This window comes from Agromyces fucosus (assembly GCF_004134865.1).
Taxonomy (GTDB): Bacteria; Actinomycetota; Actinomycetes; order Actinomycetales; family Microbacteriaceae; genus Agromyces; species Agromyces fucosus.
The window spans coordinates 709,770-733,841 of the sequence record NZ_SDPO01000002.1 but is presented as its reverse complement, the minus strand read 5'-3'; the positions used below and the strand labels follow the sequence as shown (position 1 = coordinate 733,841).

The following is a 24,072-nucleotide window of genomic DNA, read 5'->3' as shown; positions in this document are numbered from 1 at the left end:
GTCGCGGCCCCGGTTTTCCGGCGAGAGCGCGCTCTCACCGGCTTCCCAGAGTTTGAGAGGCTTCCTCACAAATTCGCGTGATGGGGTGTCAATCGCCCCCCGATCACGTACCCGGAATCCCCCCCGCCTGTGCCCTTCGCCTTCTTCTCGTCTGCCTCCACGCCCGCTGAACTCCCCGCACGACGCCGCTCGACGTATCGCGCTCCGTCATCGGGCGCCGCTGCACTCCCGGGCGAATCCGCGACGGATGCCGTCACCGCGGCGACATCCGACGCCGGTGCTTCGGCCGCTGGTGCTTCCGCCGACGCCGGTGCTGCGCGCGCCGACAGCGCCGACAGCGCCGACACCGCCGCGGTCGAGCGCCGTGCTGAGCGCCGTGCGAGGCACCGTGCCGAACGAGTGCGCAACCGCCGCCCGTCGAGCGGCGCGCCCCGCAGGTTCATGGCACTCGGCTGCGCGAGCGCGATCCTGAGCGTCAGCGCGTTCGGCGCCGTCGCTGCGGCATCCGCCGATGACGAGACGCGGCTCGCCGCGGCTCAGGAGGCCTCGATCACCTCGGCCGCATCCGCCGCCGAACGCGACGTCATCAGCGCGCCGGTCTCGATCGCGAAGCGACCGACCGTCACGAGCGGGCTCTCGACCGCAGCTGCGCCGTTCACCGGCGGCACGCAGGTAACCGTCGCCGGCGAGCAGCTCGACCAGGTCGCCCAGGTGGCCGTCGGCGGCGTTGCGGCTCCCATCGTCGCCGCGACCGCCGAGCAGTTGACCTTCCAGGTGCCCGCGGTCGCCGACACCGCCCTCGGCGCAGTGGCCGTGGCGTTCACGGATGCCTCGGGCGCCCCGGTCGCCGTCGCCACCCCCGGCACCGCGACCGTCGCCGGTGCCGCGGCTCCGGCCTCGCTCGCCGCCCAGCTCACGGAGATCGACGAGGCCGCCGTGTACGCGCCGACCACGTCCCTCACCCTGACGTACACCTCGAACCCCGCGATCGACGCCCAGGTGGGCTATGTGCTCACCTACTGGAGCAGTTACAACACCGCGCAGTACACCGTCTTGAGCGGTGTCGACTGCGCGAACTTCACGAGCCAGTCGCTCGTCGCCCGGGGCTGGGCGATGGACGCCGGCTGGTACTACGACCAGGCGACCGGCGCGATGTCGCCGAGCTGGTCGAGCTCGACCGCGATGCGCGACTGGCTGTACGGCCGCCCCGACCTCGCGACCCCGCTCGACGACTCGCAGCGCGGGCTCGTCAAGGTCGGCGACATCGCGCAGTTCGACTGGGACGGCTCGGGCGATCGCGACCACACCGCCGTCGTCACCCGGGTCGAGCACGGCGCGAACGGCACGACCGTCTGGGTCGGCGGCCACACGAAGGACGCCGACTACTGGAACGTCGACGAGGCGCTCGCCTCGGGCGGCGGCAGCGTCACCTACTTCTCGCTGAAGTAGGCCGCTCAGCCCCCGAGCGCCCCGTCGACGATCGCCTTCGCCTCGGCCTGCACGAGCCGCAGGTGCTCCGGCCCCTTGAACGACTCGGCGTAGATCTTGTAGACGTCTTCAGTACCGCTCGGGCGGGCCGCGAACCACGCGTCGGCCGTCTCGACCTTCACGCCGCCGATCGCCGCTCCGTTGCCCGGCGCATGCGAGAGCTTCGCCGTGATCGGCTGGCCCGCGAGCTCCGTCGCCGGGATGGCGTCGCCGTCGAGCTTGCCGAGGGCCGCCTTCTGGGCAGCGGATGCCGCGGCATCCGTGCGCTCGTAGGCGGGGTTGCCGAAGCGCTCGGCGAGCTCCGCGTAGAGCGCCGACGGCGACTTCCCGGTGACCGCGCGAATCTCGGACGCGAGCAGGCAGAGCAGGATGCCGTCTTTGTCGGTCGTCCAGACGGTGCCGTCGAAGCGCAGGAACGAGGCGCCCGCGCTCTCTTCACCACCGAAGCCGACCGAGCCGTCGACGAGTCCGGGCACGAACCACTTGAAGCCGACCGGCACCTCCCAGAGGCGACGGCCGAGCGCCGCGGCGACCCGGTCGATCATCGAGCTCGAGACGAGGGTCTTGCCGATCGCGGCATCCGCTCGCCATTCGGGTCGGTGCGCGAACAGGTACTCGATCGCGACGGCGAGGTAGTGGTTGGGGTTCATGAGTCCGCCGTCGGGCGTGACGATGCCGTGCCGGTCGGCGTCGGCGTCGTTGCCCGTGAGGATGTCGTATCCCTCGTGCGCGAGCACCGAGGCCATGGCGCTCGGCGATGACGGGTCCATGCGGATCTTGCCGTCCCAGTCGAGCGTCATGAACGACCAGGCGGGGTCGACGCGCTCGTTCACGACGGTCAGGTCGAGCTCGTAGCGGTCGCGGATCGCGCCCCAGTACGAGACGGATGCCCCGCCGAGGGGGTCGGCCCCGATGCGGATGCCGGATTCGCGGATCGCGTCGAAGTCGATGATGTTCGCGAGGTCGTCCACGTAGTTGCCGCGGAAGTCGTAGGTCTCGACGCCGCTCGGCTCGGCCTGCTTGACGTCCTTCAGGCCGCCCGCGATGAGTTCGTTGGCGCGGTCGGCGATCCACTTCGTGGCGTCCGAGTCGGCGGGCCCGCCGTGCGGCGGGTTGTACTTGAACCCGCCGTCTTGGGGCGGGTTGTGCGACGGCGTGATGACGATGCCGTCGGCCTCGCCCTCTGCGCGCTTGGCCGGGTCGTTGTTCCACTTCAGGATCGCGTGCGAGAGCGCCGGCGTCGGCACGTAGTCGTCGAACTCGTCGGCGAGCACGCGCACTCGGTTGGCGACGAGCACGTCGAGTGCGGTCGTCTGCGCCGGGGCGCTCAGCGCATGCGTGTCGGCGCCGATGAACAGGGGGCCGGTGATGCCCTGCGAGGCGCGGTACTCGACGATCGCCTGCGTGATCGCGAGGATGTGGTCTTCGTTGAACGCCGTGTTGAAGGCCGAGCCGCGGTGGCCCGAGGTGCCGAAGGCGACGCGCTGCTCGGGCACCGAGGCATCCGGATGCAGCTCGTAGTAGGCCCTCACGAGGGCCTCCACGTCGATGAGGTCGGATTCGATGGCCGGGGTGCCTGCGCGCTCGTGCATGCGACCAGTCTGGCACCGAGCGGCGGCTCAGACGAGGGCGTGCACCGCAGTGGCGATCGAGTAGATGGCGAGCCCGGCGAGCGCGCCGACGACGGTGCCGTTGATGCGGATGAACTGCAGGTCGCGCCCGACCTGCAGCTCGAGCTTCTCGGTCGTCTCCCGGGGATCCCAGCGTTCGACGGTCTCGGTGATGACCCCCGCGATCTCGTGGCGGTAGTTGCGCACGACGTAGGCCGCGGCATCCGTCACCCACGCGTCGACCTTGCCGGCGAGCTGCTCATCGACGACGAGCCGTGCGCCGACCTCGACGACCGCCGAGGTGAGGCCGGCCCGCAGCTCGCTCGACGGGTCGGCGAGCGCGGCGTCGAGCGTCGCCTTCACCGAGGCCCACGCCTCGCCGGCGAACTCGCGCACGCGCGGGCTCGCGAGCAGCTCGGCCTTGAGGTGCTCGACGCGCGCGATCATCGCCGGGTCGTGCTGCAGCTCGTCGGCGAGCTCTGCGAGGTAGCGGTCGATCGCGAGGCGCAGCGGATGCGCGGGATCGGCACGCACGGCGCGGACGAACGCGAGCACTTCCCGGGAGGCGCGGTCGTCGACGAGCCGGTCGACGAAGCCGGGAAGCCAGCGGGGGAGACGGTCGGAGACCATGCTGCCGAACGCCTCGGGATGCGCCTCGAGCCACGCCTCGGCCTTCTCGAGCACGACGTCCACGGCGGCCCGCTGCTGGTCGGCGGCCACGAGCCGCGCGCCGACCCGGCCGATCGCCGGGCCCCAATCGGGCTCGAACAGGTGGCGGCGGGCGAGCCGCTCGATCACGTCCTCGACGTCGTCGTCGCCGAGCAGGGTCAGCACGCCGCGTGCGGCGACGGATGCCTCGGCGGTCAGCCGCTCGGCATTGGCGGGCGTCGCGAGCCAGCCGCCGAGCTGGCGGGCGATGCCGATCGAGCGGAGCTTGCCGAGCACGACCTCGTCGGAGAGGAACTCGTGCTCGACGAACGCTCCGAGCGTCGCGCCGATCTCGTCCTTGCGCCTCGGGATGATCGCGGTGTGCGGGATGGGGATGCCGAGCGGATGGCGGAACAGCGCCGTCACCGCGAACCAGTCGGCGATCGCGCCGACCATGGCGCCCTCGGCGGCCGCGCGTACGTAGGCGAGCCACGGCACCTCGTCCTGCAGGGAGAACGACACCGCGAAGACGACCGCCGCGACGACGAGCAGTCCGGTCGCGACGCGCTTCATGCGTCGCAGCGCCGCGAGCCGTTCGGCATCGGTGGGCACGGTCCGGTTCGCGTCGATCGTGGTCATCGGTCCCTCCTCACGTGCGAGGCGCTCCGCGATCGAACCGCGTCGCACGGTGTCGACGCTAGCCGCTCGCCCATGACCCGGTGGCTAGGCTGGCCTGCATGACGGATGCCGCGCCCACACCGCCCGAGGAGACCTACTCCTACCTGGGGCCGGCGGGCACGTTCACCGAGGCGGCGCTGAAGCAGGTCGCCGCGGCATCCGGAAAGCACTGGCGCGGCGTCAACAACGTCGGCGAAGCGCTCGCCGACGTCACGAGCGGCCGCTCGACGGCCGCCATGATCGCGATCGAGAACTCGGTCGACGGCGGTGTCTCGGCCACGCAGGACGCCCTCGCGACCGTGCCCGGCCTCCGCATCCTCGGCGAGTACCTCGTGCCGGTGAACTTCGTGCTCGTCGCCCGGCCGGGCACCGCGCTGGCCGACGTTCGCGTCGTGAACGCCCACCCCGTCGCCTACGCCCAGTCGCGCGGGTGGCTCGAGCGCGAGCTGCCGAACCACGGGCACATCCCCGCGACGAGCAACGTCTCCGCCGCGGCATCCCTCTTCGAAGGCAGCCAGGCCGACGCGGCCGTCGCGCCGCCCGGCATCACCGACCACCTCGACGTCGACGTGCTCGCCCGTGACATCGGCGACAACCCCAACGCCGTCACGCGCTTCGTGCTCGTCAGCCGTTCGCGCGAACTGCCCGAGCCGACCGGCGCGGACAAGACGAGCCTCATCGTCGAGCTGCCCGACGACGAGCCGGGCGCCCTGCTCGCGATGCTCGAGCAATTCTCGACCCGGGGCGTGAACCTCTCGCTCATCCAGTCGCGGCCCATCGGCGATGCCCTCGGCCGCTACCGGTTCGTCGTCGACGTCGACGGGCACATCGCCGACGAGCGCGTCGCCGACGCCCTGCTCGGCCTCCGGCGCACGAGCCCCAACGTGATCTTCCTCGGCTCCTATCCGCGGGCCGACGAGCAGACGGTCGCGTATCACTCGAAGTACGATGACGGCATCTTCATCGAGGCGCGCGACTGGCTGCGGGGCCTCTTGAGCGGCGAACCCGACTGATCGGGAAGCCCTGACCCGAGGAGCTCAGTGAGCGAAGGCGCCACGACTGGAATCGACCCCCGGTTCGACCCGCGCTACCAGCGCGGGTACACCGGACACGCGGGCTCGGATGCCGCCACCCGAGCGGATGCCGCCGCCGCGCCGCTGCCGGCGGTGTCACGGGTGCCCGAGCCGCCGGAGTCGATGCGTTCGCTGATCGCGCCGTCGCGCGATCGCGGGGTCGATCCCGCCGGAGCGCTCGCGGAGCGGCCGGTGGCCGGCGATGACGGCCCCGAGGCGTTCGCGGGGTGGATCGCCGATCCCGAACCGTCGGTGCAGGAGCGCGCCGACATCGCATTCGTGGCGGCGTGGGTCGTCGCCGCGACCGCCCTCGTCGCCGGGGTGGGACTCTTCTGGTCGGGCATCTCGACCGTGAGTTTCTACGGGCCGAGCACGGGTTCCGATCAGGTGCTCCAGACGACGGCCTGGCTCCTCGCGCCCTCGCTCGTGCAAGCTGGGCTGCTCGGCCTCGTGGGGATGCTCGTGTGGACCGGTGTCCGTCATGCGCGAGGCACGGCGCGCATCTTCGGTGCCGCGGCGACGGAAACCGGGGGCCGGCCGTGATGCGCCGGCTCCTCGCGAACCCGGCGTTGATCGTGCTCGCCGCAGTGGTGTTCATCTCCGTGATCGGCACGGTCTGGGGTGTCCAGATGAGCATGACCAGCCAAGACGGGATGAGCTGGACCGGCGAACCGAGCGAGGAACAGCTCTGGCAGTTCCGCCTCATGCGCATCAGCGGCTCCCTCCCACCGATCGCGACCTTCGTCGGAGTGGCAGCAGTGCTCGGCATCCTGGTGATCGCCTCCGCGAGCCGTCGTCGGACGATCCGCCCAGACCCGAGGGGCTGACGTGACCGACGACCCTGCGAGCGGTCTCGATCCGCGGTTCGACCCGCGCTACCAGCGCGGGTACTCCGGGCGGGAGACGGATGCTGTGCCGGTCGCGCCTGCGGAGAAGCCGATCGCCGACCCTCGCGATCCGGTGCCGGTGCCGGTGACCGCCGCAGAGACGGTGGCGGCGCCCGTGCCCGTGCCCGAGCCCGCAGCCCCGGCCCCGACGGCTGGTGCGACATCCGATCCCGATCCGCTGCCCGTGTCGGTCGAGACGCGCGAGGACTCCGACGTGTTCGCCCCCGAGCCCGGGGCCTCGGGCCCGTCGGTGCGCGCCTGGCTCATCGCCGGATGGGCGGTCACGGCAGCGGTGTTCGCAGCCGGGGCTCTCCTGTCGTGGATCGTGAGCTCCGACATCGGGTACTCGACGGGATCGTTCTCGAACGAGGACCAGTGGCTCAGGGAACTCGGCTGGACGCTGGCACCGTCACTGCTCACGGCCGGCGCGATGGGCGTCGTCGTCGTGACCGCGGTCGCAGCGCTCATGCCCACCCGGGGCGACGACGCGGCCACCGAGGGCGGTGGTCCGCGGTTCGGTCGAAGGGCCGCGTGGTGGGCGCTCGTCGGCATCGCCGCGGTCGCCGTCATCGGGGTCCTGTGGGCCATCGGCAGGGTCTTCGAGGGGTCGAACGCGAACGGCAGCCTCATGCTCGACGGGAACGGGAACCCCGCCGACGTCGCCGATCAGGCAGAGGTGTTCGCCCGGATCGAGCTCGGCCAGTTCGCCCAGTCCCTCGTCGGATCGCTCGCGCTCGCCGCGATCGCGGCGTTCGTGGCGCTCGTCGCGGTCGAGGTGCGACGCGCGACGCTCACCGCGGGACGCGGACGATCAGCGCCGCCGGATCGACCGTGAACCGCGCCGCGGTCACGAGCCCGAACTCGTCGCCGTCGATCTCGAACTCCTCGGCGTCGCCCTCGATCTCGAGGTCGACGGCGCGACCGCGCAGGTAGACGATCTCGCTGCGCCGGTTGCCGCCCGTGAGGTCGAGGAACTGCCGGCCGAGGGCCGACTTCCGCAGCACACGGTTCTCCCAGGTGACCTTGCGCCAGATGAGGAGCCAGCCGAACAGGTTGCGCGGCGCCAGCACGACCACGTCGAGGCGCCCGTCGTCGATCTCGGCGTCGGGGATCAACTCGATGTTGCCCGGCAGGTAGCCGAGGTTCGCGACGAGGATGCTCGAGACCTTCGAACGGTGGTGCCGGCCGGTGTCGACCCGGTGCACGGCGCGGAACGGCTTCGACGCCGGCAGCGCCCGCAGGCCCGCGTCGACGTAGGCCAGCCAGCCGACGCGCTTCTTCAGGTCGGGGTTCGTGTTCGAGATCATCGCGGCGTCGATGCCGATGCCGCTCATCACGAGCGAGACGTGGGTCTCCTCGCTTCCGTCGGGGCGGGTGACGTCGGCCACGATGACGTCGACGGCGCGGTCGAGGCCCGCGAAGGCGAGCACGACGGCGTCGGCCTGGTCGCTGACGGGGATCTCGAGGTTGCGGGCGAAGAGGTTGCCCGTGCCGATGGGCACGAGTCCGAGCGGCACGCCGGTGCCGCGCAGGCCGGCGGCGACCGAGCGCACGGTTCCGTCGCCCCCCGCGGCGATCACGAGGTCGACGCCCGCCTCGATCGCCTCGCGCGCCATGCCCTTGCCGGGGTCGTCGGCCTCGGTCTCGATCCACAGCGTCGGAGCGAAGTGCTGGCGCTCCTCGGCCGCGCCGACGGCGGCGCGGAGGGCCTCGACGCCCTGCTTCGTCGGATTGAAGATCACGGCCGCCCGCGGGCGTCGGCCCGCGACATCCGCTGCCCCCTGCTGTTCTGCCGTCACGCAGCCCACGGTATTGCATCGCGCCGTGAATTCACCCCGGCGGCCTGCGACCGCGTTCGGCGGAACCGCAGATCAGGCGGTCGGATGCCGCGGCTAGACTTGCTCGGGTGATCGATCCCGTGCTGCTTCGCGAGAACCCCGACCTCATCAAGCGCTCGCAAGAGCTCCGTGGCGAGTCCGTGGCGCTCGTCGACGCTGCGGTCGAGGCCGATGCCGCGAGGCGCACGGCCATCACGGTGTTCGAAGCGCTCCGAGCCGAGCAGAACGCGTTCGGCAAGCAGGTCGCGCAGGCGCCGAAAGACGCCAAGGCCGCCCTCGTGGCGGAGGCGCAGGAACTCGCCGCGCGCGTGAAGGCCGCGAACCAGGCCGCGGGCGACGCCGAGGCCGAGTTCACGCTCGCGGTGCAGCGGCTCGGCAACATCGTCATCGACGGCGTGCCGGCCGGCGGCGAAGACGACTTCATCGTGCTGCGCGAAGTCGGCGAGATCCCGGCGTTCGACTTCGAGCCGCGCGATCACCTCGAGATCGGCGAGCTGCTCGACGCGATCGACATGCAGCGCGGTGCCAAGGTCTCGGGCGCGCGCTTCCACTACCTCAAGGGCATCGGGGCGCGCCTCGAGATCGCACTCATGAACATGGGCCTCGACCGGGCGATCGCGGCGGGCTTCACCCCGCTCATCACGCCCACGCTCGTGCGCCCCGAGATCATGCAGGGCACCGGGTTCCTCGGCGCCCACTCCGACGAGGTCTACTACCTGCCCGAGCAGGAGCTCTACCTCACGGGCACGAGCGAGGTCGCGCTCGCCGGCTACCACGCCGACGAGATCATCGACGTCTCGAACGGCCCGATCCGCTACGCCGGCTGGTCGACCTGCTACCGCAGCGAGGCCGGCAGCCACGGCAAAGACACTCGGGGCATCATCCGGGTGCACCAGTTCAACAAGCTCGAGATGTTCACCTACATCGACCCGGCCGACGCCGAGGCCGAGCACGAGCGCCTGCTCGGCTGGCAAGAGGGAATGCTGCAAGACCTCGGGCTCTCGTACCGCGTGATCGACACCGCGGCGGGCGACCTGGGTTCGAGCGCAGCCCGCAAGTACGACGTCGAGGCCTGGGTGCCCACGCAGAACGCCTACCGCGAGCTCACCTCGACCTCGAACTGCACGACGTTCCAGGCGCGCCGCCTCGACATCCGCCACCGCACCGAGAGCGGCAAGACGGCGCCCGTCGCGACGCTCAACGGCACGCTCGCGACCACGCGCTGGCTCGTCGCGATCCTCGAGACCCACCAGCAGGCTGACGGTTCGGTCGTGGTGCCCGAGGCGCTTCGCGGCTACCTCGGCGGTCTCGAGGTGCTCGAGCCGATCGCATGAGCATCGAGCGGATGCCGCGGCTCGACGTCGACGAGCAGTGGTTCGTCGCGCTCGACGTCGACGGCACCATCATGCACGAAGACGGCTCGATCGACCCCGAGGTCGTCGTGGCCGTCGCCGCAGCACGCGACCGGGGCCACATCGTGACGCTCGCGACCGGGCGCTCGTGGGCGACGACCGCGCCCGTGCTCGAGCAGCTCGGCCTCACGCCCGAGTACGTGGTGTGCGCGAACGGTGCCATCACGATGCAGCGCGACGACTCGGCCCCCGGCGGGTACCTCCGTCGCCACGTCGAGACCTTCGACCCGACGCTCGTGCTCGAGCGCATCCGCGGGTTCCTGCCCTCCGGCAAGTTCATGGTCGAACTGCCCGACGGCTACCGCCTCTACACCGAGGGCATGACCGAGTGGAACCTCGAGAACGCCCGCGAGGTGCGCTTCGAGGAGCTGCTCGATCAGCGCGCGACGCGTGTCGTGGTCACGAGCCTCGAGCACGGACTCGATGAGTTCTTCGGCATCGTCGACCAGATGGGCCTGCACCACGTGAGCTACGCCATCGGCTGGACCGCCTGGCTCGACATCGCGCCCGACGGCGTCAACAAGGCGACCGCGCTCGAACGGGTCAGAGGGTGGCTCGACCTGCCGAACGACCGGGTACTGGCTGCCGGCGACGGCCGCAACGACCTCGAGATGTTCGCATGGGCGGGCGCTGCGGGCCGCGCCGTCGCGATGGGCCAGGCGCCCGACGAGGTGCGCGAAGCCGCGAACGAGGTGGGGGGCCCGGTCGACGAGGCCGGGCTCGCGGCGGTGCTCGACTCGCTGCCATGACGGCCGGGCCGCTGCGCGCGTGACGGGAACCTCCGAGGCCGCCAGCATAGAATCGGCCAGTCAGAGGGGGTGCGATGAGCGATTCGGGCGAACAGCAGGCCGCTGCCGATCAGGCGGTTGCCGCCGAGCCGGCGACGGTGCCGAGGCACGGTCGGCTGCCGAAGCACGGCGCCGCTTCGACGTACCTGAAGCTCGCGGCATCCGTCATCGCCGTGCTTGCCGTGGCCGCGACGTCGATCGCCGCGTACGCCGCCGTCGATCTCGTGCAGTCGATCAAGCCCGGCACCGAACTCGAGGACGAGCATCTGCTCGCCGGGGTGCCCGACATCGGTGCCATGGAGGGCGGGCTCAGCTTCCTGCTCGTCGGCAGCGACAAGCGTCCCGCCGACGGATCCTTCGGCGACCCTGAAGAGGACTCCGCCGTTCTCAACGACGTGACGATGCTGCTGCACATCTCGCAGGATCATTCGCACGTCGAAGTCGTCAGCTTCCCGCGCGACATGATCGTGCCGGTGCCCGAGTGCCCCGATCCGGTCGACCCCGAGAGCGGGCCGCTCTCGTCGATGTCGGGCGTGCCCCTCAACAGCGTGCTCGGCCACGGCGGACTCGGGTGCGTCGTCAGCACGATCAGCCAGCTGACCGGGGTCCCGATCACGGTCGCGGGTGTCGTCGAGTTCAACGGCGTGGCGGCGCTGTCCGAAGCCGTCGGCGGTGTCGAGGTCTGCCTCGCCGACCGGGTCGACGACGACTATTCGGGCCTGCACCTCGATGCCGGCACGCACAGCATCTCGGGGTACGAGGCGCTCGCCTTCCTTCGCACCCGGCATGGCGTCGGCGATGGCAGCGACCTCGGCCGCATCGCCAGCCAGCAGGCCTTCCTCGCCTCGCTCGCACGAACGCTGCAGAGCGACGGAACGCTCAGCGACCCGGTGAAGCTCTACTCGATCGCCAAGGCGATGCTCTCGAACATGGAGCTCTCCAACGCGCTCCAGAATCCGACGACGCTCGTCTCGATCGCTCGCACCCTCGCCGACGTCGACCTGTCGAAGATCGCGTTCGTGCAGTACCCGACCGAATACTCCGACGACCGCACTCGGGTGCTCCCGGCCGAGTCCGCCGAGGCGGTGAACGCCGCGCTGCAGGCCGATCAGCCGCTGGTGATCGACCCGACCGCCATCGACAACTCGGAGTTCGGCACGGTCGCCGACCCGGCCGCTCCGCCCGCCGACGGCTCGGCAGAGGCACCGCCTGCCGAGGCGAGCGCGCCGCCGACCGCTCCGCTGCCCGGTGACGTGACGGGCATCACCGGTGACACCGTGCGGTGCGCGAAGGCCAACGAGGGCTGATCCGGGGGCTCCCCGATCACCCCACCCAGCGCGCTTCAGCACCTTTTCAGACTGGCCTGCGAGGCTGTCTGAAACATGCTTCGGCTGGAGATCCGACGGAGACCTGCTTCGGTTCGAAGTCTGGCTGAAACATGCTTCGGCTAGAATCGGGCCTGTCTGCACGATCGAGCACCTCCGGGTGCGTCGCGCGGGCATGGAGGGCTGTCCGAGCGGCCGATGGAGCTGGTCTTGAAAACCAGTGGGCAGCAATGCCTCGTGGGTTCGAATCCCACGCCCTCCGCGAGACCGACGAGACGAAAGGACAGCGGTGGCAGACGAACTGCGCTCGAGTGCACGACGCGCCGTGGGGTCGACCCCTGTCGTCCGGCACGGACGACTCAAGCGACGTTCCATCTGGAAGACGATCGGCAAGGCGACGGCCTCGGTCCTCGCCGTTGCGCTGGTGTCCGGCTCCGCGGTCGCGGCGTACGCCGCATGGGATCTCGCCAACACCGCGAAGCCCACGGTCACGCTCGGCAACGAAGACGTGCTCGAGGGCGTGCCCGACATCGGCGCGATGCCGGGCGGCGTGAACCTGCTGCTCATCGGCAGCGACAGCCGTGAAGGTCAGGGCGACGGCTTCGGCGACCCCGACGAGGAGACGGCGGTCCTCAACGACGTCACGATGCTCATGCACATCTCGGAAGACCACTCGAACGCCTCGGTGATCAGCTTCCCGCGCGACATGCTAGTTGACGTACCGGAGTGCGTCGATCCGGCGGACCCGGCCGGTGATCCACTGTCGGAGCAGTACGGCGTGAAGATCAACTCGGTGCTCTCGCTCGGCGGCATGCCGTGCGTCGTGAAGACCGTCGAGCAGCTCGTCGGCGTGACCATTCCGTTCGCCGGCACCGTGCAGTTCATGGGCGTCGCCGGTCTGTCCGAGGCTGTCGGCGGCGTCCCCGTGTGCGTCGCTGAGCCGATCGAAGACGAGCACACCGACCTCTACCTTCCCGCCGGCATGCACGAGCTCGCCGGCATCCAGGCGCTGCAGTTCCTCCGCACCCGCCACGGCGTCGGCGACGGCAGCGACCTCGGGCGCATCTCGAATCAGCAGGTCTTCATGTCGTCACTGGCTCGAACGCTGCAGTCGAACGGAACCTTGAGCGATCCGGTCAAGCTCTACGGCATCGCGAAGGCGGCGCTCGCGAACATGCAGCTGTCCGACAGCCTCATGAACCCCAACACGATGATCTCGATCGCGAAGGCGCTGAAAGACACCGATCTCGACAAGATCGCCTTCATCCAGTACCCCACCTACAGCGCCGACGGCGCGCAGGTGCCGGCGGAGTCGGCGGAGGCGATTCGCGTCGCCCTGCAGAACGACCTGCCCGTGACGTTCGATCCTGCGTCGCAGGAGGCCTCGTTCGCCTCGGCTGGCGACCCGACCGCGGTCGATGCGGCCCCGGTGGCCGAGGCTCCGGTCGAGGGCGAGGCGCCTGCGGCGGATCCTGCGGCGGATCCCGCGGCGCCAGCGCCGACCGTCGAGGCGCTGCCGAGCGACGTCACGGGGCAGACCGCCGCCGAGACGCGATGCTCCGCCGGCCGCACGCTCGACGACCAGTAGACCGGTCGGTTCGGCCGAATCGTCATCCGAGGCAAGGTCGGGTTATGATGATTTTCGCGTGTCACGCAAGTGCGCGCGAGGAGACGTCGCATAGTCCGGCCGAGTGCACCACCCTGCTAAGGTGGAGTCCCCGTAAGGGGACCAGGGGTTCAAATCCCCTCGTCTCCGCACTTTCTCCCTGAGACCTGCATGCCAGGATTCTCGCGGTCGTCGAGTCACCGCGTGCTTCTGCGGCCGTGGCCGCGACGTCGAATGATCAGCAGGAGCCCGATGGCGACGAAGCCTGCCGCCATCATCCCCGGCACGATGAGTTCGGCCGTGGGTTGACCCGATTCCGCGAGAGCTGCCTGCGGCGCAGCGCTCGGCGCCGGTTCGGGAGCGGGCTGGTCGGCGACGAGCAGCTTGAGGAGCGTGATGGCGAGCGGCAGGCCCTGGTCGGTGTCCGACAGGCGCTTGTTGTACATCGTCGTGACGCCCACGCGCAGGCTCGGAGCGAGGGCCGTGTCGGTGCTGGAGCCGTCCGTCAAGCCGTTCTTGAATGCCCACGCCGCCCCGACATCATGGGTCGCGGCGTGGTGGAGCTCCCATCCCAGGCCCATCTGGAAGTGGGCGGGCCCGCACTGATCGGGAATCGAACAGCTCATGGTGATGTCGCTGATCGGCTGAAGCGTGTCCGCCATCGCCTGCACGCCGATCGGCGCGGTCGACGGAACGTATCCGAGGTGTGCGGCGACCCACGTGCCCATGTCGGTCGCGTCGGAGATGAGGCCGCCGGCACCGCTGATCGCGTTCGTGTTGTCCCAATGGAACGCGTTCGTTCCGTCTGCCTTGTATGGAGTGGCCAGGCGCCCGTCCCCATGGAACTCGAGCTCCGTCGACGACATTCCCAGCGCATCGAGGAACGCCTGGTCGAGCGCGGACTGGTAAGCCGGCGGCTCCGTCTCGATGACGGGGTCGAGCACGTTCGCGAGGATCGTGCCGAGCAGGCCGAACCCCCAATCGGAGTAGAGCCAGTCGGTCCCCGGTTGATACATCGGGCACGGCTGGCCGTTCAGGCAGGGCTGCGCGAACGCATCCCACAGCATGGTCTGCGTGTAGCCCGGGCGCGGATTCTCGCATCCGGGGTCAGCGCCGCAGCCCGCGCCGAGATTCGGGGGCGCGTCGAGCAGACCCGCCTGGTGGGTGGCGAGGTCGCCCAGCGTGATCGCGGTCGTGGCGCCGGTCTGCGGGTCGGTCCACTCCGGTACCTCCACCCCGGCAGGCGCGAAGAGCTGCACCGGGTCGTCGAGCGAGACCCGGTCGGTTGCGACGAGGTAGGCCAGGAGGTCGGCCGTGAACACCTTCGTCTCCGAGCCGAGCTCGAACTGCGTCGTGGCGTCGACCAGCTCAGATGAGCCCAGCGTCGGAGTGCCCGCGACGAACGTCGTGATCACGGGATCCGACCCGGCCCGGGCGGGAGTGACCACCGCCACGGAGAGTCCGGGCAGGTCGTGCTTCGCGAAGAAGGTGTCCACCTCGTGCTGCATCTTCTTCGTCAGCTCGGGCGTCATCTCCACGATGTTCACGGGCGGCTGATCCGAGGCCAGGGCGGGTGCGACCGCGCTCGTCGAGAGCGCTGCGATCGCCGCGGTCGCTGCTGCCGTCGCCGTCAGAGATCGATGCCGACGGCGTCGCGGGGTGCGCATGTTCACGGCAGTCTTCCTTCGCTCAGCGGTGGATGCCTCGGCTCGAGAGACAACTGCACCCACGCGTGCGGGCGACCGGATGAAAACACACTGGCACACGTGAGACCGCTGGAGCGTGAGCGGCACGCGAGCCCGGGCCGGGCACGTCGTGGCCATCGGGCTGTTTCTCTGGTGTGGTGGTGAGCACGTGCTCCAGAGCGCGTGTCGGCGAGCCTGAGTAGACTTTTCTGGTTCAACGATCTGGGGGCATTGCATATGCAACGAATCATCACTTCCACTGCGCTCGTCTTCGCGGGCGCCCTGCTGCTCTCGGGCTGCGCCACTGGCGGCGGCACCGAGGCGAGCGCGCCCGCCGACGACTGCGAGGTCGTCCGCGTCGAGGTGCGCGACATCTCGAACGGGGCGCAGAACGCGATCCTGACCGCATCCGACCCGGCTGAACTCCAGGCTTACCTCGACGAGCTCTCCGAGCGCGTCGACGCGCTCGACGAGCAGGCCGCCGACGACTCGGCCCTCGCGGATGCGCTCGACACGTTCGACGAGAAGATCGACGCCGCGAGCGACTGGGCCGAGACGCTGCCCACCGAGGCCGAGGTCGAGGCGGGCGCCGAGATCGACGCCGACGCCCAGGCCGCGCAGACCGAGGACATCCAGGCCGCTGCGGTCAAGGTCACCGAGGTGTGCACCGCCGAATAGCGTTCGACGAAGGGGCGCCTCCGGCAGCACGCTGAAGGTCACCGAACCGCACGCACGCGATGAGCGCGCGGCATCCGTTCACTCGGAGGCCGCGCGCTTTCGCGTGGTCGTCTTCTTCTCGCCTTGTGAGGACTTGGCCGCCGCCTTCTTCTTCCCCGTGCCCTTCGCAGCGCCCTTCGCGCCTTTGCCGCCAGAGTCGCCCGCCTCGCGCTTCGCCGCGATCGACTGGCGCAACGCCTCCATGAGGTCGATGACCTCGCCGCCGGTCTCCTCCTCGGGCTCCTCGCCGAACGTCGCGGCGGTGTCGATGCCCTCGCCCTGCTCGAGCTTCGCCTTGATGAGGGTGCGCAGCTCCTGCTGGTACTCGTCGACGTACTGCTCGGGGTCGAAGTCGGAGACGAGGCTCTCGACGAGCTGCTTCGAGAGGTCGAGCTCCTTCGCCGAGATCTTGACCGGCTCGGAGAGCGAGGCGAACTCGGCGGCGCGCACCTCGTCGCTCCAGAGCAGCGTCTGCACCATGAGCACGTCACCGTGCACGCGCAGCGCCGCGAGCCGGGTCTTCTGCCGCAGCGCCATCTGCACGATCGCGGTGCGGTCGGTCGACTCGAGGGTCTCGCGCAGCAGCACGTACGCCTTCGACGAGGCGGAATCGGGCTCGAGGTAGTAGCTGCGATCGAACATGATCGGGTCGATCTGGTCGTTCGGCACGAACTCGACGACCTCGATCTCGCGGCTGCGCTCGGCTGGCAGCGACTTCAGGTCGTCGTCGGTGATGACGACGGTCTGCTCGCCGTCGTCGTACGCCTTGTCGATGTTCTTGTAGTCGACGACCTTGCCGCAGACCTCGCACTTGCGTTGGTACCTGATGCGCCCACCGTCTTCGTCGTGCACCTGGTGCAGTGACACGTCGTGGTCTTCGGTGGCGCTGTACAGCTTGACGGGCACATTGACGAGGCCGAATGTGACCGCCCCCTTCCAGACGGCTCGCATGCCTCCAGTACACACCAGGGGGAGGCGTGTGCGATACCCCTCGCGGCATCCTCGTGATCCGGCGCCGACACCGGCATGATGGTGGGCATGGCCGAAGGCGCGCGCCAACTCGTCGAGGTCGACGGCCGCCGCCTGCGGCTGACGAACCTCGACAAGGTCATGTATCCCGAGACGGGCATGACGAAGGGCGAGGTGATCTCCTACTACGCGGAGATCGCCCCCGTCATGGTGCCGCTCGTCGCCGGGCGCCCGGTGACGCGCAAGCGCTGGGTGCACGGCGTGGGCACGGCGGATGCCCCCGAGCACCCGTTCTTCGAGAAGAACCTCGCCGAGCACGCGCCCGAGTGGGTGCGCCGCGGCATCCAGCACCACTCCGACGGCGACAAGGCGTATCCGATCGCCGGAGACCGCGCGACGCTCGTCTGGCTCGCCCAACAGGCGTCCCTCGAGGTGCACGTGCCGCAGTGGCGATTCGATGCCACGGGGAAGCCGGCGAACCCCGACCGCATGGTCTTCGACCTCGACCCGGGCGAGGGAATGGGGCTCGCCGAGTGCGCCGAGGTCGCGAGGCTCGTACGCGACCTCGTCGCGGGCATGGGCCTCGAGGCGATGCCCGTCACGAGCGGCAGCAAGGGGATCCACCTCTACACGGCGCTCGACGGCTCGCAGACCTCCGATCAGGTCTCCGCGGTCGCGCACGAGCTCGCCAGGGCGCTCGAGGCCGATCACCCCGAGCTCATCGTGTCGAGCATGCGCAAGTCGCTGCGCACGGGCCGGGTGCTCATCGACTGGAGCCAGAACAACGGCAAGAAGACGACGATCGCGCCGTACTCGCTGCGGGGGCGACCGTGGCCGACCGTCGCCGCGCCGCGCACGTGGGAGGAGCTCGAGGATGCCGGGCTCCGTCAGCTCGAGGCATCCGAGGTGCTCGAACGTGTCGCCGTTGCTGGCGACCCGATGCGCGCGATCACGGATGCCTCGCACGGCGGGCCGCTCGCGCAGTACCTGTCGATGCGGAGCGCCTCGGCCACTCCCGAGCCCATGCCGGCATCGGCATGGGGCGCGGCGAGCGCAGGGGAGCCGCGCTTCGTCATCCAGGAGCACCGCGCCAGGCGTCTGCACTTCGACCTGCGACTCGAGCGCGACGGGGTGCTGAAGAGCTGGGCGGTGCCGAAGGGCGTGCCGGAGTCGTCGGGCACGAACCACCTCGCCGTGCAGACCGAGGATCACCCGATGGAGTACGCCTCGTTCGAGGGCACCATCCCGAAGGGCGAATACGGCGCCGGTTCCATGACGATCTGGGACTCCGGCACCTACGCGACCGAGAAATGGCGTGACGACGAGATCATCATCGACGTCGACGGGCAGCCCGGCGGGCCGCTCGGCGGGGCGGTGCGACTCGCGCTCATCCGCACCGACGGACAGGGCGAGAAGAGTTCGTGGCTGCTGCACCGCATGAAGGACCAGAGCGCCCACCCCGAGCGAGTCGAGGAGGCGCGCAACCCCGTTGGGCGGGTCGAGCCCGTCGAAGCCGAGCCCGTCGAAGCAGAGCCCGTCGAAGCCCCTGGTGCGGCCACCTCGGTTTCGGCAGGCTCAGCCCGCAGTATTTCGACGGGCTCAACCAGCAGTGTCCACCGCGTCGGCCCGATCACTCAACGGCCGATGCTCGCGACGCCGGGCACCCCCGGCATGCTCGCGGGTGAGGACTGGGCGCTCGAGTGGAAGTGGGACGGCATCCGCGTGCTCGCGCGCGTCGGCGCCGACGGCGTGCGACTCCTCAGCCGCAACGGGATCGACATCACCTCCCGCTACCCCGAGCTCGCCGACCTGCCCGCCGTCGTCCGGGGCGAGGCATTGCTCGACGGGGAGATCGTCGCGCTCGACGCCGACGGGCGGCCCGACTTCGGGCGGCTGCAGCGACGGATGAACCTCACGAAGCTGCGCGAGATCGAGCGGGTGGCGGCATCCGTGCCCGTGCGCCTGCTGCTCTTCGACGTCCTCGAGGTCGACGGACGACCGGTCGTGGACGAACCGTACCGCGAACGCCGCGCACGACTCGCCGGACTCGTCAGGATGAAACGCGGCGTGCCGGTCGAGGTTCCCGCGCCCGCCACGGGCAGTCCCGATGAGGCGCTGGAGGAGAGCCGCCGGCTCGGGCTCGAGGGGCTCGTCGCGAAACGGCCCGACTCCCGCTACCGGCCCGGCGCCCGCAGCAGCGACTGGCTGAAGCTCAAGCTCACCCTCACGCAGGAGGTCGTGATCGGTGGCTACCGCCGCGGCATCGGCACGCGCACCGGGCGCATCCGCTCGTTGCTCGTCGGCATTCCCGGCGACGGCGGCCTCGAGGTCGGCGGCCTCGAGTACGCCGGCCGCGTCGGCTCCGGGTTCGGCGAACGCGAGCTCGATCGGTTGCTGGCGGCGTTGCAGCCGCTCGAGCAGGCCGGGTCGCCGTTCGTGCAGGTGCCCGCGGCAGACGTGCGCGACGCGGTTTGGGTGCGCCCCGAACTCGTCGGCGAGATCGAACTCGGCGACTGGACGAGCACCGGGGTCGCGCGGCATCCGCGGTGGCGGGGCCTTCGGCCCGACAAGTCACCGGCCGAGGTCGTGCGCGAGACCTGAGGCGTTGAGCCGGCCGGCTCGACATGACCCCCCGCGTCAGGCGCCGCCGACGTGATCGAGCAGCTCGATCAGTCGCGCCTCGCGATCGGCGCCGGATGCCACGACGACGCCGTCCTCGTAGGCGACGAGCACCCGCGGGTCGATGTAGCTGCCGCGCGCGATCGCGGGCGTGTTGCCGAGTACGCGAGCCGCCTCCTCGATCGCCTCGCGGACGGCCGCCTTGCGGGCGCGGGCGGAGTGCTCCGGACCGATGCCGGCCAAGTGCTCGGCGGCGGTCATGGTGCCGCGGAGCGTGCGGAAGTCCTTCGCCGTGAAGCCGCCGCCGGTGCGCTCCCGGATGTCGCCGTTCACGTCGACGGGAGCTGCCGCGCGCATCGAGCGGCCGTCGCGCCACGCGTAGAGGCGGCCAGCGGGCGACCGCTCGCCACCAGTGTGCTCGATGAACCCCGCCAGCGCGGCATCCGAGATCCGCAGGTCCTGTGCGATGCCGCCCTTCGCGCGGAATCGGAAGCGAACGGTGTCGTCGTCCTCGAGCCGGGCGTTGCGCACCAGCAGTGTCGTCAGGCCGCGGCTGCGGAAGCCGGCGAGGGATTCCTCCGAACCGATGCGGATGCCGCCGAGATCGAGCGTGCGGAACGCGGCCGCGAGCACCCGCTCAGGGGTGAGCTCGGGTGCTTTCAGGTCGCGGGCGACGCTCCGACGGGCCGCGGGCAGGGCTGAGGCGAGTGCGGTCATTCGCTCGAACTTCTCGGCGTCCTGTCGTTCGCGCCACACCGGGTGGTAGAGGTACTGCCGTCTCCCGGCGGCGTCCACGCCGACGGCGAGGATGTGGGCGTTCGCAGCATCCGAGATCCAGACGTCCTGCCACGCCGGCGGGATCGCGAGATCGGTGATGCGCGCTCGCTCCGCCCGGCTCGCGCTGCTCCCCGTGCTGTGCACGTAGCCGAATCCGCGACCGCGTCTCACCCGGACGAACCCGGGGGACAGGTAGGGCTCGACCCGTTTGAGACGCGGCACGGCCGGGGCCGTCAGTGGTTGCGGAGCGCGGAGATGAGTTCGGACTTGCGCTTGCCGCTGTAGCCGCTGATCCCCAGCTCCTTCGCCCGCTTGCGCAGGGCGTCGACCGTCCAGTCCTCGTAGTCGCCGTGCTTGCCGCCCTTGCGGCCGACGGCGCTGCGGCCCTGCTTGGCGGCGGCGTTCGAGATCCGCGCGGCCTTCTCCTTCGAGGCCCCGTCGTCGCGGAGCTCCTCGTAGAGTTCGGGGTCCTTCAGCGATGCGTTCCTGCGTCCTGGCATGGCGGGTGCTCCTCTCATCGGTTCCGCGAGCCACGCTACGCCCGGACGTCGCGCGGGGGGAGGGGATTGACAGCCCTGCGCGCACGCGCAAGTAGCAGCCGGCGAGAGCGGGGGTCAACCCCTAGCCGCCGGTGCCGGCTGGGCCATAGCGTCGAGGGACGAGGCGTACCCCCGCCTCGAGGTTCTGCCCGTCGGGCGTGAACCACTCGCCGCGCTCGTCGATCACGAGCGCGGAACACCTGAAGGAGAATCATGAACATCCTCGTCGCCATCATCGCCATCGCCGCCGTCGTCCTGCTCATCACCGGCGGAGTCGTCCCTGCACTCAACTTCCTGATCTGGGTCGGCGTCGTCCTGGCGGTCATCGCGCTCATCGTGTTCCTCGTTCGCTTCATCGGCGGGAACCGCACGGTCTGACCGGCACTACGACTCCCGGAACGGGCGGCCCTCGGGCCGCCCGTTCCGCATGTTCACGCCGTATAATCGGACGCGTGGGAACCTTGTACTACGGCGACTCCGGCACCCCGATCGGCATCGAAGACCGCACCCTCGCCCACCTGAAGATCGCCATCACGACGAAGCTCCGGCGGGGCGAGTCGTTCACGCTGTCGTGGCAGCACGCCGAAGACCAGCCGCGCGGGCGGAGCACCCTCTGGGTGCACGCGAGCATTCCGCTGCGCTTCGTCTTCGACGAGCCCGTGGCACCGGAACTCAGCCGCCAGTGGATCGAAGACCTGATGCGCTCGGCGAACAGCACCGGTGGCATCCGTCTCGTGCCCGAGAACCTCGACACCGATCCGATCCCGACGCTCGCCGATCAGCCCGTGCAGGTCGGTGTCGACGTCCAGCAGGTCGAGACCGACGACGCACCGGTCGGGGTCTAGCGGAGCGAGCCCCGACCGACCCAGGTCGCGGTCAGACGCGCAGGTCGGGATCCGTGCCGATCACGTCGTCGTCCTGCATCACCGCATTCGATCCGAGGCTGCGACCGGTGTCGCCACCGTGGATCTCGCCGCGCCAGGCGCCGGTCGCGCGATGACGATCCTCGATGAAGTCCTTGAAGCGCGCGAGATCGCGCTGGACCTGCATGTCGTCGAGCTGAAGAGCGGCTCCCGCCTCTTCGACGAAGCCCTCGGGCTCCCACTCGATCTCGAGGTCGATGCGCGTGCGATCGGCCTCCACCGGGGTGAACTCGACGCGTCCGCGATGCACCACTTCGCCGATCGAAGACCAGGCCACGTGATCGTCGGGTACCTGGTCGCCGATCTCGGCGTCGAACTCGCGCTTCACGCCGCCGATCGAGACGACCCAGTGCGTGAGTGCGTCATCGACCTGGCGCACCTCCTCGACGCCTCCGAGGAACTCGGGGAAGGATTCGAACTGCGTCCACTGGTCGTAGGCGGTGCGCACGGGGACATCGGCCTCGGTCGAGGCCGTCAGGGTCGTGCTCATGGTCGTGTCCTCCTGTTCCGGACGCACGTTCGGCGTCCGAGATCAACGCTAGGCACGCCCCCCTCGCACCCGCGAGGGGCTTGTCGCCCGCGGGAGCACCTGCTAGACGGGAGGTATGAGGGATGGAGTTGCGATGTCGAACGTCGAGACGTGGTGGCCGCACCTGACGATCGCGGCCAAGCATCGGCTGCTGGCCGACCTGAGTGCGCCGATCGATGCCGAGACGGCACGGGAGATCGAGGCGATCACGGGAGAGACGGCCCCGTCGCGGTTGTCGCCGTCCGACGAGGCATTCATCCGCACCCAGGTCGAAGCGGTCGACTGAGCGCGAGGTTCGCCCGGCGCGGGCGAGCTACTCGACGCCCTCGAACTGTTCGCTCTCGGGCGGCTCGGGCACGAAGTGCAGCCCGGCGGTGCTGTTGGCCGAGAGCAGCATCTGCTCGATCCAGAGGCGGTTCAGCACCGGCGGACGATTGCCGCTGAAGACGAACTGCAGCGGAACCGAGTCGTGGAGCCAGAAGGTCGTGCGGCCGCTGCCGTTCTCCACGCCGTGATCCCAGGTCATGGCGAAGCTCTCGGAGCGTCGCAGCTTGTTGAGGATCGCGACACGCAGGTGGGCGAGGGTGCGATCGTCGATTTCGATCTCGCGGGGGGATGAGTTGTAGATGAACTTGCCCATGGCCGGGACTCTAGCCGTTCAGGCCGCTCGTTCGCACGCGGCATCCGTGGCGGGGCGGTGTCAAGCCCCTGCACGCGACGCCGTGTCGCGACTAGGAACGGAGCATGAGAGCAGTCACCTGGCATTCAGCGCGCTCCGTCGAGGTCTCCGTGGTCGCCGATCCGGGGCTGATCGAGCCGACCGACGCGATCGTGCGCGTGACGTCCACCGCGATCTGCGGCTCGGACCTGCACCTGTACGACGTCTTCGGTCCGTTCATGCACCGCGGCGACATCCTCGGGCACGAGGCCATGGGGGTCGTCGAAGAGGTCGGGGCAGCCGTTCGGCGGGTGAAGGCGGGCGACCGGGTGGTCGTGCCGTTCGTGATCGCGTGCGGAACGTGCCACATGTGCGTCCGCGGCCTGAGCAGCCAGTGCGAGACCACCCGGAACACGGACCACGGCACCGGCGCCATGCTCTACGGCTACACGGAGCTCTACGGTCGGGTTCCCGGCGGCCAGGCCGAGTATCTGCGCGTGCGCCTCGCCGACGCGAACGCGCACGTCGTCGGTCATGACCTCCCCGACGAGCGGTACCTCTTCCTCACCGACGTGCTGCCGACGGCCTGGCAGGCCGTCCGGTACGCCGGCGTCCCGCCCGGCGGATCGATCGCCGTGCTCGGCCTCGGACCCATCGGGCAGATGGTGGTGCGGATCGCCGTGCACGACGGGATCCGGGTGATCGCCGTGGACCCCGTCGTCGAACGGCGTTTGATGGCCGAGCGGTACGGCGCCGAAACGCTCGACCTCGACGCCGACGTGCTGGAGCGCATCCGTGAGCTCACACGCGGTCGAGGCCCGGATGCCGTCGTCGACGCCGTCGGGCTCGAGGCCGACGGCAGTCCGGCCGCGGCCCTCGCGCAGAACGCGGTGGGAGTCCTGCCGAGCGGCATCGCCAAGCCCGTCATGACGAAGGCCGGCCTCGACCGCCTCGCGGCCCTGCACCTCGCCATCGAGGCGGTGCGTCGTGGGGGCACGGTGTCGGTCGTGGGGGTCTACGCGGGCAACCTCGACCCGATGCCCATGATGACGATCTTCGACAAGCAGCTCACGATGCGGTTCGGCCAGGCGAACGTGCAGCACTGGCTTCCCGAGCTGATGCCGCTCGCTGAAGCCGACGGGGACCCGCTCGGCCTCGAGGATCTCGCGACGCATCGGGTGCCGCTCGCGCGCGCCCCCGAGATGTACGAGATGTTCAAGGCGAAGTCGGCGGGCTGCATCAAGGTCGTCCTGAAACCGAGCACCCTGACCAGCTGATTCCCGAGCAGCACGACGCGGCAGCC

The 24,072-nt window shown here is 70.1% G+C and carries 24 protein-coding genes and 2 tRNA genes; 17 read left to right on the top strand and 9 right to left on the bottom strand.

Features of this window, described 5'->3' with window-relative positions; genetic code table 11:
• Positions 1 to 129 precede the first annotated feature (129 nt).
• A complete protein-coding gene (locus ESP57_RS09170) occupies positions 130 to 1,449 on the top strand; it encodes an amidase domain-containing protein (RefSeq protein WP_129231309.1) in 1,320 nt (439 codons plus the stop codon).
• A gap of 5 nt (positions 1,450 to 1,454) precedes the next feature.
• Here ESP57_RS09170 and pgm read toward each other — a convergent pair whose 3' ends face one another.
• Positions 1,455 to 3,080 carry a phosphoglucomutase (alpha-D-glucose-1,6-bisphosphate-dependent) gene (pgm, locus tag ESP57_RS09165; RefSeq protein ID WP_129231308.1) on the bottom strand — a complete coding sequence of 542 codons (1,626 nt, stop codon included), beginning with the start codon at positions 3,078 to 3,080 and terminating at the stop codon, positions 1,455 to 1,457.
• Between the two features lie 27 nt (positions 3,081 to 3,107).
• Entirely contained in the window at positions 3,108 to 4,385 is a 1,278-nt protein-coding gene (locus tag ESP57_RS09160; RefSeq protein WP_129231307.1) for a DUF445 domain-containing protein, read from the bottom strand.
• 98 nt (positions 4,386 to 4,483) lie between these two features.
• Here ESP57_RS09160 and pheA point away from each other — a divergent pair, with 98 nt between their 5' ends.
• The 4 genes from pheA to ESP57_RS09140 are packed head-to-tail and all read left to right on the top strand — an operon-like array spanning position 4,484 to position 7,219.
• The gene (gene pheA, locus ESP57_RS09155; RefSeq protein WP_056006266.1) at positions 4,484 to 5,437 is read left to right on the top strand and encodes a prephenate dehydratase; all 954 of its coding nucleotides are present in this window, start codon (positions 4,484 to 4,486) and stop codon (positions 5,435 to 5,437) included.
• Between the two features lie 27 nt (positions 5,438 to 5,464).
• Positions 5,465 to 6,040 (top strand): hypothetical protein, encoded by a 576-nt coding sequence (locus tag ESP57_RS09150; RefSeq protein WP_129231306.1) that lies wholly within the window; start codon positions 5,465 to 5,467, stop codon positions 6,038 to 6,040.
• Complete coding sequence (locus ESP57_RS09145; protein WP_129231305.1) at positions 6,037 to 6,324, top strand: hypothetical protein; 288 nt, start codon at positions 6,037 to 6,039, stop codon at positions 6,322 to 6,324. Before ESP57_RS09150 ends, ESP57_RS09145 begins: the two co-directional genes overlap by 4 nt.
• A 1-nt stretch (position 6,325) precedes the next feature.
• Positions 6,326 to 7,219: a hypothetical protein gene (locus ESP57_RS09140; RefSeq protein WP_129231304.1), complete on the top strand. Its 894-nt coding sequence runs from the start codon at positions 6,326 to 6,328 to the stop codon at positions 7,217 to 7,219.
• On the opposite strand, the gene ESP57_RS09135 is transcribed toward ESP57_RS09140, so the two are convergent.
• A complete protein-coding gene (locus ESP57_RS09135; protein WP_056007767.1) occupies positions 7,176 to 8,183 on the bottom strand; it encodes a diacylglycerol/lipid kinase family protein in 1,008 nt (335 codons plus the stop codon). The two genes, ESP57_RS09140 and ESP57_RS09135, sit on opposite strands and share 44 nt — an antisense overlap.
• A 107-nt stretch (positions 8,184 to 8,290) precedes the next feature.
• On the opposite strand from ESP57_RS09135, the gene serS reads away from it, so the two are divergent.
• The 6 genes from serS to ESP57_RS09105 all read left to right on the top strand — a co-directional run bounded on the left by serS (position 8,291) and on the right by ESP57_RS09105 (position 13,503).
• Positions 8,291 to 9,556: a serine--tRNA ligase gene (gene serS / locus ESP57_RS09130; protein ID WP_129231303.1), complete on the top strand. Its 1,266-nt coding sequence runs from the start codon at positions 8,291 to 8,293 to the stop codon at positions 9,554 to 9,556.
• Entirely contained in the window at positions 9,553 to 10,383 is an 831-nt protein-coding gene (locus ESP57_RS09125) for an HAD family hydrolase (RefSeq protein ID WP_235507617.1), read from the top strand. Before serS ends, ESP57_RS09125 begins: the two co-directional genes overlap by 4 nt.
• A 74-nt stretch (positions 10,384 to 10,457) precedes the next feature.
• The gene (locus ESP57_RS09120) at positions 10,458 to 11,729 is read left to right on the top strand and encodes an LCP family protein (protein WP_129231302.1); all 1,272 of its coding nucleotides are present in this window, start codon (positions 10,458 to 10,460) and stop codon (positions 11,727 to 11,729) included.
• A gap of 195 nt (positions 11,730 to 11,924) precedes the next feature.
• Positions 11,925 to 12,009: transfer RNA gene (locus ESP57_RS09115), tRNA-Ser, on the top strand.
• 27 nt (positions 12,010 to 12,036) lie between these two features.
• Positions 12,037 to 13,335: an LCP family protein gene (locus tag ESP57_RS09110; RefSeq protein WP_129231301.1), complete on the top strand. Its 1,299-nt coding sequence runs from the start codon at positions 12,037 to 12,039 to the stop codon at positions 13,333 to 13,335.
• A gap of 79 nt (positions 13,336 to 13,414) precedes the next feature.
• A tRNA-Ser gene (locus ESP57_RS09105) sits at positions 13,415 to 13,503 on the top strand.
• Between the two features lie 47 nt (positions 13,504 to 13,550).
• On the opposite strand, the gene ESP57_RS09100 is transcribed toward ESP57_RS09105, so the two are convergent.
• Positions 13,551 to 15,020 carry a serine hydrolase domain-containing protein gene (locus ESP57_RS09100; RefSeq protein ID WP_243648500.1) on the bottom strand — a complete coding sequence of 490 codons (1,470 nt, stop codon included), beginning with the start codon at positions 15,018 to 15,020 and terminating at the stop codon, positions 13,551 to 13,553.
• A 255-nt stretch (positions 15,021 to 15,275) separates the two neighbouring features.
• Here ESP57_RS09100 and ESP57_RS09095 point away from each other — a divergent pair, with 255 nt between their 5' ends.
• Positions 15,276 to 15,716 (top strand): hypothetical protein, encoded by a 441-nt coding sequence (locus tag ESP57_RS09095; RefSeq protein WP_129231299.1) that lies wholly within the window; start codon positions 15,276 to 15,278, stop codon positions 15,714 to 15,716.
• A 78-nt stretch (positions 15,717 to 15,794) separates the two neighbouring features.
• On the opposite strand, the gene ku is transcribed toward ESP57_RS09095, so the two are convergent.
• Positions 15,795 to 16,706 carry a non-homologous end joining protein Ku gene (gene ku, locus ESP57_RS09090; RefSeq protein ID WP_129231298.1) on the bottom strand — a complete coding sequence of 304 codons (912 nt, stop codon included), beginning with the start codon at positions 16,704 to 16,706 and terminating at the stop codon, positions 15,795 to 15,797.
• 87 nt (positions 16,707 to 16,793) lie between these two features.
• On the opposite strand from ku, the gene ESP57_RS09085 reads away from it, so the two are divergent.
• On the top strand, positions 16,794 to 19,325 hold the full coding sequence (locus ESP57_RS09085) for an ATP-dependent DNA ligase (protein WP_129231297.1): 2,532 nt from the start codon (positions 16,794 to 16,796) through the stop codon (positions 19,323 to 19,325).
• A gap of 36 nt (positions 19,326 to 19,361) precedes the next feature.
• On the opposite strand, the gene ESP57_RS09080 is transcribed toward ESP57_RS09085, so the two are convergent.
• Both ESP57_RS09080 and ESP57_RS09075 read right to left on the bottom strand, forming a co-directional pair.
• A complete protein-coding gene (locus ESP57_RS09080; RefSeq protein ID WP_243648467.1) occupies positions 19,362 to 20,264 on the bottom strand; it encodes a DNA topoisomerase IB in 903 nt (300 codons plus the stop codon).
• A gap of 89 nt (positions 20,265 to 20,353) precedes the next feature.
• On the bottom strand, positions 20,354 to 20,620 hold the full coding sequence (locus tag ESP57_RS09075; protein WP_056006231.1) for a DUF7218 family protein: 267 nt from the start codon (positions 20,618 to 20,620) through the stop codon (positions 20,354 to 20,356).
• Between the two features lie 252 nt (positions 20,621 to 20,872).
• On the opposite strand from ESP57_RS09075, the gene ESP57_RS18420 reads away from it, so the two are divergent.
• Positions 20,873 to 21,037, top strand: coding sequence for a hypothetical protein (locus ESP57_RS18420; protein ID WP_165877426.1), 165 nt, complete (start codon positions 20,873 to 20,875; stop codon positions 21,035 to 21,037).
• A 74-nt stretch (positions 21,038 to 21,111) separates the two neighbouring features.
• On the top strand, positions 21,112 to 21,504 hold the full coding sequence (locus ESP57_RS09070) for a DUF7882 family protein (protein ID WP_243648466.1): 393 nt from the start codon (positions 21,112 to 21,114) through the stop codon (positions 21,502 to 21,504).
• Between the two features lie 31 nt (positions 21,505 to 21,535).
• On the opposite strand, the gene ESP57_RS09065 is transcribed toward ESP57_RS09070, so the two are convergent.
• Positions 21,536 to 22,072: an SRPBCC family protein gene (locus ESP57_RS09065; RefSeq protein WP_056006228.1), complete on the bottom strand. Its 537-nt coding sequence runs from the start codon at positions 22,070 to 22,072 to the stop codon at positions 21,536 to 21,538.
• Positions 22,073 to 22,205: 133 nt separating this feature from the next.
• Here ESP57_RS09065 and ESP57_RS09060 point away from each other — a divergent pair, with 133 nt between their 5' ends.
• The gene (locus tag ESP57_RS09060) at positions 22,206 to 22,397 is read left to right on the top strand and encodes a hypothetical protein (RefSeq protein ID WP_115959040.1); all 192 of its coding nucleotides are present in this window, start codon (positions 22,206 to 22,208) and stop codon (positions 22,395 to 22,397) included.
• Positions 22,398 to 22,424: 27 nt separating this feature from the next.
• On the opposite strand, the gene ESP57_RS09055 is transcribed toward ESP57_RS09060, so the two are convergent.
• Entirely contained in the window at positions 22,425 to 22,751 is a 327-nt protein-coding gene (locus tag ESP57_RS09055; protein WP_056006222.1) for a DUF7882 family protein, read from the bottom strand.
• A gap of 104 nt (positions 22,752 to 22,855) precedes the next feature.
• Here ESP57_RS09055 and ESP57_RS09050 point away from each other — a divergent pair, with 104 nt between their 5' ends.
• Positions 22,856 to 24,046, top strand: a complete 1,191-nt coding sequence (locus tag ESP57_RS09050; RefSeq protein ID WP_129231295.1) for an alcohol dehydrogenase catalytic domain-containing protein — start codon at positions 22,856 to 22,858, stop codon at positions 24,044 to 24,046.
• Positions 24,047 to 24,072: the final 26 nt, after the last annotated feature.

Coding starts and splice junctions, on each gene's coding strand:
- pgm (WP_129231308.1), bottom strand. CDS start 3,080: ATGCACGAGCGCGCAGGCACCCCGGCCATCGAATCCGACCTCATCGAC.
- ESP57_RS09160 (WP_129231307.1), bottom strand. CDS start 4,385: ATGACCACGATCGACGCGAACCGGACCGTGCCCACCGATGCCGAACGG.
- pheA (WP_056006266.1), top strand. CDS start 4,484: ATGACGGATGCCGCGCCCACACCGCCCGAGGAGACCTACTCCTACCTG.
- ESP57_RS09125 (WP_235507617.1), top strand. CDS start 9,553: ATGAGCATCGAGCGGATGCCGCGGCTCGACGTCGACGAGCAGTGGTTC.
- ESP57_RS09120 (WP_129231302.1), top strand. CDS start 10,458: ATGAGCGATTCGGGCGAACAGCAGGCCGCTGCCGATCAGGCGGTTGCC.
- ESP57_RS09100 (WP_243648500.1), bottom strand. CDS start 15,020: ATGCGCACCCCGCGACGCCGTCGGCATCGATCTCTGACGGCGACGGCA.
- ESP57_RS09095 (WP_129231299.1), top strand. CDS start 15,276: ATGCAACGAATCATCACTTCCACTGCGCTCGTCTTCGCGGGCGCCCTG.
- ku (WP_129231298.1), bottom strand. CDS start 16,706: ATGCGAGCCGTCTGGAAGGGGGCGGTCACATTCGGCCTCGTCAATGTG.
- ESP57_RS09085 (WP_129231297.1), top strand. CDS start 16,794: ATGGCCGAAGGCGCGCGCCAACTCGTCGAGGTCGACGGCCGCCGCCTG.
- ESP57_RS09075 (WP_056006231.1), bottom strand. CDS start 20,620: ATGCCAGGACGCAGGAACGCATCGCTGAAGGACCCCGAACTCTACGAG.
- ESP57_RS18420 (WP_165877426.1), top strand. CDS start 20,873: ATGAACATCCTCGTCGCCATCATCGCCATCGCCGCCGTCGTCCTGCTC.
- ESP57_RS09065 (WP_056006228.1), bottom strand. CDS start 22,072: ATGAGCACGACCCTGACGGCCTCGACCGAGGCCGATGTCCCCGTGCGC.
- ESP57_RS09060 (WP_115959040.1), top strand. CDS start 22,206: ATGTCGAACGTCGAGACGTGGTGGCCGCACCTGACGATCGCGGCCAAG.
- ESP57_RS09055 (WP_056006222.1), bottom strand. CDS start 22,751: ATGGGCAAGTTCATCTACAACTCATCCCCCCGCGAGATCGAAATCGAC.
- ESP57_RS09050 (WP_129231295.1), top strand. CDS start 22,856: ATGAGAGCAGTCACCTGGCATTCAGCGCGCTCCGTCGAGGTCTCCGTG.